The sequence below is a fragment of the Pseudomonas fluorescens group sp. genome (assembly GCF_020093335.1).
GTDB classification, from domain to species: domain Bacteria; phylum Pseudomonadota; class Gammaproteobacteria; order Pseudomonadales; family Pseudomonadaceae; genus Aquipseudomonas; species Aquipseudomonas petroselini.
The window spans coordinates 231,089-243,267 of record NZ_JAIOKW010000004.1; the positions used below are offsets into that span (position 1 = coordinate 231,089).

Sequence of the window (12,179 nt, forward strand, 5' to 3'; positions counted from 1 at the left end):
CACAGTGCTTAATTCGGGCAGTTTTTCCCCAGACATGAAGTTCGATCATTCGCTATCGCATACCATCCGCGCTGGGAATTCGTATAACTCGCAGTGTCTCACAGACGAGTCAATTTAAACCTGAGTGATATCATACGGCCATACGAAACGCACTTACCAGCGCCTCAGCCATGCGTCCCGCTTCGACCGCACTCCCAGCGCCATACAGATCATAGCTAATAGATCCGGAAGCGTGACCCAAGATGGACTCAGCGGTTCCCACAGGCACCTCAGCGGCCTTCAAAGCACCGGCCAGAGAGTGACGTAATGAGTGGAAGGTCTGGGTCCGATCAGCGCTCAAGCTCAGGACATCTCGTAGGGCCCCATTAAGCAGGTTCGAGAACTGACCAGCTCCCAAGGTGAACAGCCGGGAGTCGGAGCTATCGACAAACTCACGGAAGGCCTGAAGGTCGAAGCCATAGGCACCGTCAGTTAGCGGTATGACACGCAGAGCATTCTTGGTCTTGGCCGTCTTGCCATCGTTCCTATTGATGTCGATGACCCACACGCCCCCAACCTGCTTAACATCAGCCTTGGTCAACTGCCTGAGTTCCTCAATACGGGCCCCAGTGATGACCCCAAGGGACAATGCCCAGCGCTGCCATGCGTCCACTGGTAGCGAATTGGCGTGAGCCATCAGGGCCTTTACTTGATCCTGAGAGAACGCCTCACGCGAGCTGTCAGCATCCTTGGATAGCTTCAGTCCCTTATCGAAGCCCTTGGTGAGGTAGCCGTTATTCACAGCCCAATCCATCACCGTTGATAGCCGGGTCATTAGCTTATTCACAGTGGAACCTTTGCGGTCCTCAAGGAGCTTGTCCCGAAGGTTCTTCATGTCCTCCCGAGTGTGACCCCGCATGTCCAAGTCGCCCAGGATCACGCTGATAGCCTCACACGATGACTTCACGTCACGCATGGTGCTGGCCTCAATGCTGTCTTTGCGTTCCTCCATGTACAGCGCAGAAAGGGACTTGAAGGTCAAAGCTGGGGAAGCGTTTACAGATATAGGCAGGGAGAGGGCCAAAGGCGTGCCACAAGGTTCCCCATTGAGGTCCTTCACGATCTCGACCAGCTTCCCCGACCGACCCCGCATACGCTCCTGTGAGGCCTCAAGGATCTCCAGTGCCTTACTCACTGCCCGTTGCTGATTGATGCTCAGGGGTAGCTTTGCGGAGGCCTTACGAAGCGCCAAGTGATGCTCATCGTTGATCATCTCGTAAGCGACCAGTGAGCTGTCACCGTGTGCCATCGTCAGGTTGTACTCAGCGAACTCAATCAAGCGCTCACGAAGTTCGTCCCATGACGCCTCAGGGTTGTCCAAGTGGTAGGCCTTGAGGGTCGAGAGGATGTCTTCTGAGATGGTCATTGCGGTGGCCTTGTCGGTAGTCCTGAGTGACAGCGTGAAGAAGCCCTTAAGGGTTCCTTGAGGGCGAAGGCGAAGGTAATAGCGACCAGACCGGCGATAGTGGTACGGCTTGGCGAGCGCAGTTTGTAACAGGTTTGTCCCACTTTGGGAGCGGTGGTTGACGGTCATCGGCTGAAACCCCTGTATCCATTGGGTTTAGCCTCATAGGGTCGAGTTCTACAGCAACTACAAGGTCAGCCGCGACTTGATCGAATTGCGCAACCTGGCCCAGGTCGCCGAACTGATGATCCGCTCGGCGATGGAGCGCAAGGAGAGCCGCGGCCTGCATTACACCCTCGACTACCCCCAGATGTTGCCCGAGGCCCGCGACACTATCCTGGTGCCAACCACCTACGGCGGCTGAACTTCAGGCGAACCCGCAGGCGCCGGTGTACATCGGCCGCCTGCGCATCCCTGGGCACACACATCGAACGCGCACACCACCCACCCTGCACCCTGTAGCGCAGCACTACGACCAGCGGCAACGCCAGGCTGTCGGGAAGCAGCTGCACGCTGTGCCAGCCCCGCTCCTCACTGAACAGGCACCAGCCATCGTCATCGCGACGCAGGCCACGAATCGACGAACGGTGAGTCAGCAGGATATGGCGCGGCAGCACCCAGGCGGCATGAGCCAGGCATAACAGCATGGCGAGGCTTGAATACGTCAGATCGAGCAACGAAAGCGCACCCAACGCGAACAGCTGGGCAAGGAGATACGCCGCCAGCAACAGCCGTGAGGCCTGCCAGCGGCATTCGAAGCGATTACTTGGGCTGGACACGGTCCAGGATCATCCGGACCATGCGCTGCAGCTCCGGATCTTCAGATTCGGCGCGCTCCATGAACCAGCCGAACATGTCCTGATCCTCGCAAGTCAGCAGCCTGACGTAGAGGTCGCGGTCCACCTGGTTGAGCGTCGCGTACACTTCCTTGGTGAAAGGCACCAACAACACATCCAACTCCAGCATGCCACGACGGCTGTGCCAGTAGAGGCGATTGATTTCAACTTCTTCGACCATGGAGCGCTCCTCAAATAGGCGGCAAGTATACAGCCCCGACGGCACCGGAACAGTCGGCTTTGGTCGCCCCCTACGGAAACTATCCATTTGCCGGGCGCCCCTCTATGATGCACCCATGACTTTTTGACCTGCGATGACCCATGGCTGACTCTGCTTTCTTCTGCCCACTGTCCCACGAAGGCGTTCTCGCCGTCCGCGGCGCTGACGCTGCTAAATTCCTTCAGGGCCAACTGACCTGCAACCTCAATTACCTGAGCGACACCCAGGCGAGCCTCGGTGCGCGGTGCACGCAAAAAGGGCGCATGCAGTCGAGCTTCCGCATCCTGCTGCAAGGTGACGGCGTGTTGCTGGCCATGGCCACCGAGCTGCTGGAACCGCAACTGGCAGACCTGAAGAAATACGCCGTATTCTCCAAATCCAAACTCACCGACGAAAGTGCCGCCTGGGTGCGTTTTGGCCTGGCGAATGCCGACCAGGCCTTGTCCGGCCTTGGTCTGGAACTGCCGGCCGAGACCGACAGCGTTGCCCGCACCGATGCCTTGATCGCTGTTCGTGTGTCCCCCGGCCGCGCCGAACTGTGGGCGCCCGCCGAGCACGCCGATACGGTGCGCAGCCAGCTGACAGAAAGGCTGCAACAAGCGGACTTGAATGAATGGCTGCTGGGGCAAATCCGCGCCGGCATCGGCCAGGTCATGCCGCAAACACGCGAACTGTTCATCCCACAGATGCTCAACCTGCAAGCCGTGGGCGGCGTCAGCTTCAAGAAAGGCTGCTACACCGGCCAGGAAATCGTCGCGCGCATGCAGTATCTGGGCAAACTCAAACGTCGCCTGTACCGCTTGAGCCTCAATGCGACTGAAATGCCCGCGCCAGGCACACCGCTGTTTTCACCCAGCCATAACAGCGCGATCGGCGAAGTGGTCATTGCCGCAAAAGCTGACCAGAGCGTTGAACTTCTGGCCGTATTGCAAGCCGAAGCTGCCGATAGTGGCGATGTGCATTTAGGCAATCTGGAAGGTCCCGGCTTGCAACTGCTTGACCTGCCTTACACGCTCGACCGTGATCGAGAGATCCAGCGTTAGTCGCCGCACCCTTTTGCAACACCCTAGAGATCATGAATGAACAAGCTGGCGGAAAAAGTCCAACAGGCTTTAGTGACGGCCATCGATAACGATGACCTGGTTCTGCCGACATTGCCGGAAGTGGCCCTGAACATTCGTCAGGCCGCCGAAGACCCGGAAATCAGCATCAGCCACTTGAGCAAAGTGATCGGTCGCGATACCGCGCTGTCGGCGCGCCTGATCAAAGTGGTCAACAGCCCGTTGTTGCGCGCGACCCAGGAAGTCACCGACCTGCACACCGCCATCACCCGGCTGGGCACCAACTACAGCAGTAACTTGGCGATCGGCCTGGTGATGGAGCAGATCTTCCACGCCCGCTCCGACGTGGTCGAACAAAAGATGCGTGATGTGTGGCGCCGCAGCCTCGAAGTCGCGGGCGTGAGTTACGCCTTGTGCCGCAGCCATAGCCAGCTCAAGCCGGACCAGGCAGCCCTCGGCGGCCTGGTGCACCAGATCGGTGTGCTGCCCATCCTGACGTATGCCGAAGACCACTACGAGCTACTCGCGGACCCGGTCAGCCTCAACCACGTCATCGAGAGCATCCACCCGTTACTGGGTGACAAACTGCTGGGTGGCTGGGACTTCCCGGAAATGCTGGCGAAACTGCCCGGCCAATACCTCGACCTGGAGCGCGATTCGCCCAGCCTCGACTACATCGACCTGGTGCAGGTCGCCGTGCTGTATTGCCATCGCGGCACCGATCACCCGCTGGCCAACATAGCGGTATCCACGCTGCCGGCGATCAAAAAGCTGCGATTCGACCCCTACAGCGACGCCTTGCGGGCCGAGTTGGATGAAGCCCGCTCGATGTTCTACTGATCAACCCGCGATAAAACTCACCCGCACCTTCAACCCGGCCTGCTCCCCATCGTGCAGGCTGATCTGCGCCAGATGCGCCCGGCAGATTTCGCCAACAATCGCCAACCCCAGCCCCGAGCCCATGCCCTGCTGACTGCGTCGGTAAAAACGCTCGAACACCCGGTCCCGCTCGTCCAGCGGAATGCCTGGACCATCATCTTCCACTTCCAGCACCGCCGGCGCCGTCACCCGCAGGATCACATTGCCACCCGGTGGCGTGTGGGCCAGGGCGTTGTCCACCAGGTTGCTCAACAGCTCATTCAACAGGGTGGGCTCACCGCGCAGCCACACCGGCTCATCGGCCTCCAGCGCCAATGCCACGCCACGTGCGTGAGCCAACGGTGCCATGGCCATGCCCAGTTCACGGGCCAATTGGCTGAGGTCGAGTAACTGTGCGCCACCCTCGGCAATCGCGCGGGCACCATTTTCGATGCGGGCCAAGGACAACAATTGATTGGCCAGATGAGTCAGGCGGTCAGTGCCCTGGGCGGCGGTTTCCAGGGTGCTGCGCCACGTGGCGGGCTCTTCGGCACGCAAGCCCAGTTCCAGCCGGGCCTTGAGCGCGGCCAGTGGCGTACGCAACTCATGGGCAGCGTCGGCAATAAACTGCGCCTGGCGCTCGAACTGGCCGCGCAAGCGCTCGGTGAAGTGGTTGAGGGACCGCACCAGCGGGCCAAACTCGTGCTGCACTTCCACCAAGGGCAACGGCCGCAGATCGTCGGGTTGGCGCTCTTCCACCGCCGTGCGCAATCGCTCCAGCGGGCGCAATGCCGCGCTCACCGCAAACCACACCAATAACAAGGCGCCAATCGCAAGCATGCCCAGGCGCAGCAACGTGTCCGCTGCCAGGCTGCGGGCCATGCTGACGCGTGCTTCGTCGGTTTCAGCCACGCGTATCTCCGCCATGCCGTTCATGTTCGGCTCGGAAACGGCCTTGAGCAGGCTGACCACCCGCACCTCCTGCCCTTGGTAGATGGCGTTGTAGAACCGTGCCAAGGCCGGGTAATCATCGGTTCGTGGGGTACCTGGCGGTGGGCCAGGAAGGTTTTCGTAGCCGGAGATCAACCTCTGGTTGATGTCATTGACCTGATAGTAAATACGCCCGGCGCTGTCGTACGCGAACGTGTCGAGCGCGACATACGGCACATTCGCGCTGAGCGTACCGTCCACCTGGGTCAACCCGGCGGCAATGGTACGCGCCGAGGCCAGCAGCGTACGGTCGTAGGCCGTATCGGCGGCCTCGCGACCATTCCAATAGGCACTCAGGCCACTGGCGATCATCAACAACACCAGCAACAGCGCCAGGTTCCACAACAGGCGCCAGCGCAGGCTGCTGGGCTTATGCATCGCGGGCTTCCAACAGGTAGCCAAGGCCGCGGAAGGTCACGATGGCGATGGGCTGGCCGTCGAGCTTCTTACGCAGTCGATGCACATAGATTTCGATGGCGTCGGGGCTGGCCTCTTCGTCCAGGCCGAATACCTGGGAAGCCAACTGCTCCTTACTCATCACCCGGCCCGGACGGGCGATCAGCGCCTCAAGCACCGCTTGCTCACGGGAAGTGAGCGTCATCAGCTCGCCGCCCACGGTAAAACGCCGGGTATCGAGGTCATATACCAGCACACCACAGGCCTGCTGACGCTCGCCACCCAACACGCTGCGCCGCAGCAGCGCCTTGACCCGCGCCTCCAACTCCGTCAGCTCGAAAGGTTTGGCAAGGTAGTCGTCCGCCCCCAGGTTCAGGCCGTGCACGCGGTCTTTCACGTCACTGCGCGCCGTCAGCATCAGCACCGGCAGATTTTTCCCACGGGCCCGAAGGCGCGCGAGCACCTCGAAACCGTCCATGCGCGGCAGCCCCACATCGAGGATCGCCGCGGCGTATTCCTCACTGCTCAGGGCCAGGTCCGCGGCCACGCCATCGTGCAGCACGTCAACGGTCAAACCCGTGCTCTTGAGCGCTTGCGCGACACTTTCAGCGAGTTGCAGATGGTCTTCAACCAGCAAGACACGCATGGATTTCTACCTCAGTCAGGGGTGGTTGGCACCACGCTTTGCCGGGCAGTTTACAGGCGCCGACTGCCCTGTGAAGCCCGAAAACATTGAAAGGCAGCTGAAAGGTTAGTGAAAGCTTCGCCCTTTAGCATCCAGTCACGGTGGTCTATGCCCACCGAGTTGCCTGAACCGCAGCGCCCGAAAAACGCCTCGAAGCGTTTTCGCCAAAATAAGAACAATAACGGAGTACACAACGATGCTGTCGACACAGCCCCAGGCCCCCTCGCCTGTTCGTTCTTCTCGCCTGACCCAAACCGCCCTTGCCAGTGCTGCTACCCTTGCCGGCTTTTCGCCGCTTAGCCAGGCTGCCTTCTTCGAAGACAGTAGCGCGACCCTGGAAACCCGCAACATGTACTTCAACCGCGACTTCCGCGACGGCACTAGCGCGCAGCAATCCAAGCGCGATGAATGGGCCCAGGGCTTCATGCTCAACCTGCAATCGGGCTACACCGACGGCACCGTCGGTTTCGGCGTGGATGCGCTGGGCATGCTCGGCGTCAAGCTCGACTCAAGCCCCGACCGCACCGGCACCGGTCTGCTGCCCACGCATGACGACGGTCGCGCCGCCGATGAGTACTCCAAGCTGGGCCTGACCGGTAAAGTGAAGATCTCGGCCACCGAGCTGAAAATCGGCTCGCTGATCCCCGAACTGCCGATCCTCAAGCCCAACGACGGTCGCATCCTGCCGCAGACCTTCAATGGCGGCCTGATCACGTCCAAGGAATTCAAGAACCTGGTGTTCACCGCTGGTCGCCTGGACAAAGCCAAGGACCGCGACGACAGCAACTACGAAGACATTGCCCTCAACAACAAGAACAGCCGCTTCCTCAGCGGGGCCACCGGCAAGCACTTCAATTTCGGCGGGGCCGACTACAAGTTCGCCGACAAAATCACCGGCAGCTACCACTTCGCCCAACTCGACGACGTGTACCGCCAGCACTTCCTCGGCCTGGTGGCCGCGCGCCCGATGGGCCCCGGTACGTTCGGCACCGACCTGCGCCTGGCGATCAGCGATGACACCGGCAGTGCGCGTGGCGGCAAGATCGACAACACCGCCCTCAACGGCCTGTTCAGCTATGCCCTCAATGGTCATAAGCTCAGCGCCGGTTACCAGCACATGTCCGGCGACAGTGCGTTCCCGTATGTGGATGGCAGCGACCCGTACCTGGTCAACTTCGTGCAGATCAACGACTTTGCCGGCGCCGAAGAGCGCTCCTGGCAAGCGCGCTACGACTACGACTTCGCCAAGCTTGGGATCCCCGGCCTGAGTTTCATGAGCCGTTACCTCTCAGGTGACAACATCAAGCTCAAGAACGGCGAGACGGGCAAAGAGTGGGAACGCAACAGCGAGATCAAGTACGTGGTGCAGACCGGCACGTTCAAAGACGTGGCCGTGCGCCTGCGCAACGCCACCTACCGTTCCAACTACTCAGCCCGTGATGCGGATGAAATGCGCTTGCTGGTGAGCTATAGCGTTGCGCTTTGGTAGTAACAACTCATAACAACAAAGACGGAGATAACCATGACCCCTTCACTGCGTAAATTGGCCCTCGCCGCCGGCTGCATGCTGTTCGCCGGCCAACTGCTGGCCGCCGACGAACCCAAGCGCCCGGAATGCATCGCCCCGGCCTCGCCTGGCGGTGGTTTTGACCTGACCTGCAAACTGGCGCAAAGCGCGCTGGTCAACGAGAAACTGCTCAGCAAGCCGATGCGCGTGACCTACATGCCTGGCGGCGTAGGCGCGGTGGCCTACAACGCCGTAGTGGCCCAGCGTCCTGCAGACGCCGGCACCTTGGTGGCCTGGTCCAGCGGTTCGCTGTTGAACCTGGCCCAGGGCAAGTTCGGTCGTTTCGATGAAAGCGCCGTGCGTTGGTTGGCCGCCGTCGGCACCAGCTACGGGGCTATCGCGGTGAAAGCCGATTCGCCCTACAAGAGCCTCGACGATCTCGTCAAAGCACTGAAGAAAGATCCGGGCAGCGTGGTGATCGGTTCCGGCGGCACCGTCGGCAGCCAGGACTGGATGCAAACCGCGCTGATCGCGAAGGCCGCCGGGATCAACCCGCGCGAACTGCGTTACGTGGCACTCGAAGGCGGCGGTGAAATTGCCACCGCCCTGCTCGGTGGCCATATCCAGGTGGGCAGTACCGATATCTCCGACTCCATGCCGCACATCTTGAGCGGCGACATGCGCCTGCTGGCGGTGTTCTCCGAGCAACGCTTGGACGAGCCGGAAATGAAAAATATCCCGACCGCCAAGGAGCAAGGCTACGACATCGTCTGGCCAGTGGTACGTGGCTTCTACCTCGGGCCAAAAGTCAGCGATGCAGACTACGCCTGGTGGAAAGACGCCTTCGACAAACTGCTGGTCTCCGAGGAGTTCGCCAAGCTGCGTGACCAGCGCGAGCTGTTCCCGTTCGCCATGACCGGCCCGGAGCTGGACACCTACGTGAAGAAACAGGTGGCTGACTACAAAGTGCTGGCCAAAGAGTTCGGCCTGATCCAGTAATCGCCCCTCTGTGGGAGCGGGCTTGCTCGCGAAAAACGTCAACAACGACGCGTGTGGCCTGATACACGCGACGTCCTTGCGTCCTTCGTGAACAAGCGCGCGCCTACAAGAGTCTCCAAGGAGTTTCCTATGCTCTTACAACGCATTTTCGCCGCCGTGCTCTTGCTCGCCTGCGCCGGCCTGGCGCTGATGGCCTGGCCGTATCAAGCGTCGTTTTCCTACGAGCCGGTAGGGCCACGTGCCTACCCGCTGCTGATGCTCGGGCTGATGAGCCTGGCACTGATCTACATGCTGTTTCGTCCACAGCCGACCCAGCACACCGAAGAAGAGCCTGCGCTGGACCGCGACACCCTGATCAAGATCGGCGTGTGCGTCGCGCTGTTGATCGTGTTCGCCGCCACCTTCGAACCCCTGGGTTTCATCCTCAGCAGCATGCTGATCGGCATCCCGATGGCGCGCCTGTATGGCGGCCGCTGGGTGCCCAGCGTGGTGATCGTCAGCCTGATGGCGATTGGTCTTTATCTGCTGTTCGATAAAGCCATGGATGTGCCGTTGCCCCTCGGCCTGCTCGACGTTCTGGAGAACTGATATGGATACTTTCGGCTACTTGGGCCAGGGCTTCGGCGTTGCACTGTCCCCTTACAACCTGGTGACCGCACTGTGCGGCACCCTGATCGGTACTGTCGTCGGCTTGTTGCCGGGCCTGGGCCCAATCAACGGCGTGGCGCTGTTGATCCCCATCGCCTTCGCCCTGGGCCTGCCGCCGGAATCGGCGTTGATCCTGCTGGCAGCCGTGTACCTGGGCTGTGAATACGGCGGCCGTATCAGCTCGATTCTGCTGAACATCCCAGGCGAAGCTTCCACCGTAATGACCACACTCGACGGCTACCCGATGGCCCGTAAAGGCCTGGCCGGCGTGGCACTGTCGTTGTCGGCGTGGAGTTCGTTCATCGGTGCGTTTATCGCCACCTGCGGCATGGTGCTGTTTGCGCCGCTGCTGGCTAAATGGGCGATTGCCTTCGGCCCGGCGGAATATTTCGTACTGATGGTGTTCGCGATTGTCTGCCTGGGAGGCATGGCCGGTGACAAACCGTTGAAGACCTTTGTGGCGGCGCTGATCGGCCTGTTCCTGTCGGCGGTCGGCATCGACGCCAACAGCGGCGTGTACCGCTTTACCGGCGATAACATTCACCTGACTGACGGCATCCAGTTTGTGGTGCTGGTGCTGGGTTTGTTCTCTATCAGCGAAATCCTGTTGCTGCTGGAAAAAACCCACCGCGGCCAGGAAGCGGTAAAAGCCACCGGGCGCATGATGTTTAACCTGAAGGAAGCCGGCGCCGTCTTCGTCGTCAACATCCGCTGCGGTCTGCTTGGCTTCATCATGGGCGTGTTGCCGGGTGCCGGTGCTACCTTGGCCTCGGCCGTTGCCTACATGACCGAGAAACGCCTGGCCGGTGCCAGCGGTAAATTCGGCCAAGGCGACATGCGCGGCCTGGCGGCTCCGGAAACGGCCATCGGCGCCTCTGCCTGCGGCGCCCTGGTGCCGATGCTGACCCTCGGCGTACCCGGTTCGGGCACTACGGCGGTGATGATCGGCGCGCTGTCGCTGTACAACATCACCCCGGGCCCGCTGCTGTTCCAACAGCAACCGGACATCGTCTGGGGCCTGATCGCCTCATTGTTCATCGCCAACATCATGCTGGTGATCCTCAACATCCCGATGATCCGCATCTTCACCCGTATCCTCGCCGTGCCGAACTGGGCGCTGGTGCCGGTGATCGCCATCATCACCGCGATTGGTGTGTACGCGGTGCACGCCACCACGTTCGACCTGTTCCTGATGGTCGGTATCGGCATCTTCGGTTACATCCTGCGCAAGCTGGACTTCCCGCTGTCGCCGGTGCTGCTGGGCTTTATACTCGGCGGCTTGATGGAGCAGAACCTGCGCCGTGCGCTGTCGATCTCCAACGGTGACCTGCAGATCCTCTGGTCGAGCCCGATCACCTTTGGTGTGTGGGTGCTGACCGCGCTGATGCTGGCCTTTCCGCTGATCCGCATCTACCGCAAACGTGCCCTGCAGCGTCGTGCCGTGGCCGATGTCTGAGGTCACCTTTAAACAATGGTGGGGAACACCGCTGGTCGGCCTGGCCGGCGGTTACCTGGCCAGCCTCGTCGGCTGGCCTTTGCCATACATGGTTGGCTCGTTGCTGGCGATCATCCTGGTGCGTTGCCTCACACCCTGGCAGTTGGCGGAAATTCCCGGTGGGCGCAAATGCGGCCAATGGGTGGTAGGCATCGGCATCGGCCTGCACTTCACGCCCGTGGTGATCGAGCAGGTGATGAGCCACTTCGGGCTGATCTTTTTCGGCGCGCTGGTCACCAGCCTGTCGAGCGTGGTCGGCGTATGGTTGATGCGCCGCAGCGGTGAAGACCGCGCTACCGCGTTCTTCTCCAGTATGCCGGGCGGTTCCGGCGAGATGGTCAACCTCGGCGCCCGCAATGGCGCCGTGCTCAGCCGTGTCGCGGCAGGGCAGAGTCTGCGCGTGCTGGTGGTGGTGCTGTGTGTGCCGGCGATCTTCAAGTACCTGCTGGAAGGCGGTACACCGCAGTTTCATCCGGCGCCCGTGAGTTGGCCTTGGCTGTTAGCGCTGTTTCCGATGGGCGCACTGGTCGCCTGGGGTTGGCAGCGTTTGCGTCAGCCGAACCCGTGGCTGTTCGGGCCCTTACTGGTAAGCGCCACTGCCAGTGTGGTCTGGAACCTGCACATCGGCCTGCCCGATGGCGGCAGCCAAATCGGCCAATGGTTGATCGGTAGCGGTTTGGGCTGCCACTTCAACCGGCAGTTCTTCCGTCGGGCACCGTCGTTCATGGGCCGCACCTTGATCGGCACGGCCCTGACCATGGCGCTGGCGACCCTGGCAGCGGTGGGTTTGAGCGCCTTGACCCACTTGGACCTGCGCTCGCTGACCTTGGGCATGATGCCCGGGGGGATTGCCGAGATGAGCCTGACCGCCGAGACGCTGCAGTTGTCCGTCCCCCTGGTAACGGCCATGCAGGTGATGCGTTTGTTGTTCGTTCTGTTTCTCGCCGAACCGCTGTTCCGGCACTGGAACCGCCAACCCTGACCACCGCAACGTGAACGGCTCGCCAGCGGGCCGTTACCGTTTGTCGGCACTGTCATTT

Annotated in this window: 12 protein-coding genes and 1 pseudogene; 8 read left to right on the forward strand and 5 right to left on the reverse strand. The window is 61.1% G+C overall.

From position 1 onward, the window contains the following. Positions 1-130 precede the first annotated feature (130 nt). A complete protein-coding gene (locus K7431_RS07130; protein ID WP_012722759.1) occupies positions 131-1,573 on the reverse strand; it encodes a tyrosine-type recombinase/integrase in 1,443 nt (480 codons plus the stop codon). A 43-nt stretch (positions 1,574-1,616) separates the two neighbouring features. Between K7431_RS07130 and K7431_RS07135 the strand changes: the two are divergent. After that, positions 1,617-1,808, forward strand: a pseudogene (locus K7431_RS07135) (L-aspartate oxidase); the annotation flags it as partial. On the opposite strand, the gene K7431_RS07140 reads toward K7431_RS07135, so the two are convergent. Both K7431_RS07140 and K7431_RS07145 read right to left on the reverse strand, forming a co-directional pair. Next, entirely contained in the window at positions 1,777-2,223 is a 447-nt protein-coding gene (locus K7431_RS07140) for a protein YgfX (protein WP_012722758.1), read from the reverse strand. The pseudogene K7431_RS07135 and the gene K7431_RS07140 overlap by 32 nt on opposite strands. Continuing rightward, complete coding sequence (locus tag K7431_RS07145; RefSeq protein ID WP_012722757.1) at positions 2,207-2,461, reverse strand: FAD assembly factor SdhE; 255 nt, start codon at positions 2,459-2,461, stop codon at positions 2,207-2,209. The genes K7431_RS07140 and K7431_RS07145 overlap by 17 nt, the downstream gene beginning before the upstream one ends. Before the next feature lie 140 nt (positions 2,462-2,601). Here K7431_RS07145 and ygfZ point away from each other — a divergent pair, with 140 nt between their 5' ends. Next, positions 2,602-3,543, forward strand: coding sequence for a CAF17-like 4Fe-4S cluster assembly/insertion protein YgfZ (gene ygfZ / locus K7431_RS07150; protein ID WP_012722756.1), 942 nt, complete (start codon positions 2,602-2,604; stop codon positions 3,541-3,543). A gap of 36 nt (positions 3,544-3,579) precedes the next feature. Continuing rightward, positions 3,580-4,401, forward strand: coding sequence for an HDOD domain-containing protein (locus K7431_RS07155; protein WP_012722755.1), 822 nt, complete (start codon positions 3,580-3,582; stop codon positions 4,399-4,401). Here the strand turns inward: K7431_RS07155 and K7431_RS07160 are convergent, their stop codons facing one another. Continuing rightward, entirely contained in the window at positions 4,402-5,787 is a 1,386-nt protein-coding gene (locus K7431_RS07160) for a sensor histidine kinase (protein WP_012722754.1), read from the reverse strand. Next, entirely contained in the window at positions 5,780-6,451 is a 672-nt protein-coding gene (locus K7431_RS07165) for a response regulator (protein WP_010212220.1), read from the reverse strand. The genes K7431_RS07160 and K7431_RS07165 overlap by 8 nt, the downstream gene beginning before the upstream one ends. Before the next feature lie 235 nt (positions 6,452-6,686). Here K7431_RS07165 and K7431_RS07170 point away from each other — a divergent pair, with 235 nt between their 5' ends. The 5 genes from K7431_RS07170 to K7431_RS07190 all read left to right on the forward strand — a co-directional run bounded on the left by K7431_RS07170 (position 6,687) and on the right by K7431_RS07190 (position 12,121). Then, positions 6,687-7,979: an OprD family porin gene (locus tag K7431_RS07170; RefSeq protein WP_012722753.1), complete on the forward strand. Its 1,293-nt coding sequence runs from the start codon at positions 6,687-6,689 to the stop codon at positions 7,977-7,979. Between the two features lie 33 nt (positions 7,980-8,012). Next, the gene (locus K7431_RS07175; RefSeq protein WP_012722752.1) at positions 8,013-8,996 is read left to right on the forward strand and encodes a Bug family tripartite tricarboxylate transporter substrate binding protein; all 984 of its coding nucleotides are present in this window, start codon (positions 8,013-8,015) and stop codon (positions 8,994-8,996) included. Positions 8,997-9,125: 129 nt separating this feature from the next. Then, a complete protein-coding gene (locus K7431_RS07180; protein WP_043204945.1) occupies positions 9,126-9,584 on the forward strand; it encodes a tripartite tricarboxylate transporter TctB family protein in 459 nt (152 codons plus the stop codon). Position 9,585: 1 nt separating this feature from the next. Further along, positions 9,586-11,100, forward strand: coding sequence for a tripartite tricarboxylate transporter permease (locus K7431_RS07185; protein WP_012722750.1), 1,515 nt, complete (start codon positions 9,586-9,588; stop codon positions 11,098-11,100). Then, complete coding sequence (locus K7431_RS07190) at positions 11,093-12,121, forward strand: AbrB family transcriptional regulator (protein ID WP_012722749.1); 1,029 nt, start codon at positions 11,093-11,095, stop codon at positions 12,119-12,121. The genes K7431_RS07185 and K7431_RS07190 overlap by 8 nt, the downstream gene beginning before the upstream one ends. Positions 12,122-12,179: the final 58 nt, after the last annotated feature.

Excerpts from the sequence above, each read along its gene's own strand:
- K7431_RS07130 (WP_012722759.1), bottom strand. The coding sequence starts at position 1,573 with ATGACCGTCAACCACCGCTCCCAAAGTGGGACAAACCTGTTACAAACT.
- K7431_RS07145 (WP_012722757.1), bottom strand. The coding sequence starts at position 2,461 with ATGGTCGAAGAAGTTGAAATCAATCGCCTCTACTGGCACAGCCGTCGT.
- ygfZ (WP_012722756.1), top strand. The coding sequence starts at position 2,602 with ATGGCTGACTCTGCTTTCTTCTGCCCACTGTCCCACGAAGGCGTTCTC.
- K7431_RS07155 (WP_012722755.1), top strand. The coding sequence starts at position 3,580 with ATGAACAAGCTGGCGGAAAAAGTCCAACAGGCTTTAGTGACGGCCATC.
- K7431_RS07160 (WP_012722754.1), bottom strand. The coding sequence starts at position 5,787 with ATGCATAAGCCCAGCAGCCTGCGCTGGCGCCTGTTGTGGAACCTGGCG.
- K7431_RS07165 (WP_010212220.1), bottom strand. The coding sequence starts at position 6,451 with ATGCGTGTCTTGCTGGTTGAAGACCATCTGCAACTCGCTGAAAGTGTC.
- K7431_RS07170 (WP_012722753.1), top strand. The coding sequence starts at position 6,687 with ATGCTGTCGACACAGCCCCAGGCCCCCTCGCCTGTTCGTTCTTCTCGC.
- K7431_RS07175 (WP_012722752.1), top strand. The coding sequence starts at position 8,013 with ATGACCCCTTCACTGCGTAAATTGGCCCTCGCCGCCGGCTGCATGCTG.
- K7431_RS07180 (WP_043204945.1), top strand. The coding sequence starts at position 9,126 with ATGCTCTTACAACGCATTTTCGCCGCCGTGCTCTTGCTCGCCTGCGCC.
- K7431_RS07185 (WP_012722750.1), top strand. The coding sequence starts at position 9,586 with ATGGATACTTTCGGCTACTTGGGCCAGGGCTTCGGCGTTGCACTGTCC.
- K7431_RS07190 (WP_012722749.1), top strand. The coding sequence starts at position 11,093 with ATGTCTGAGGTCACCTTTAAACAATGGTGGGGAACACCGCTGGTCGGC.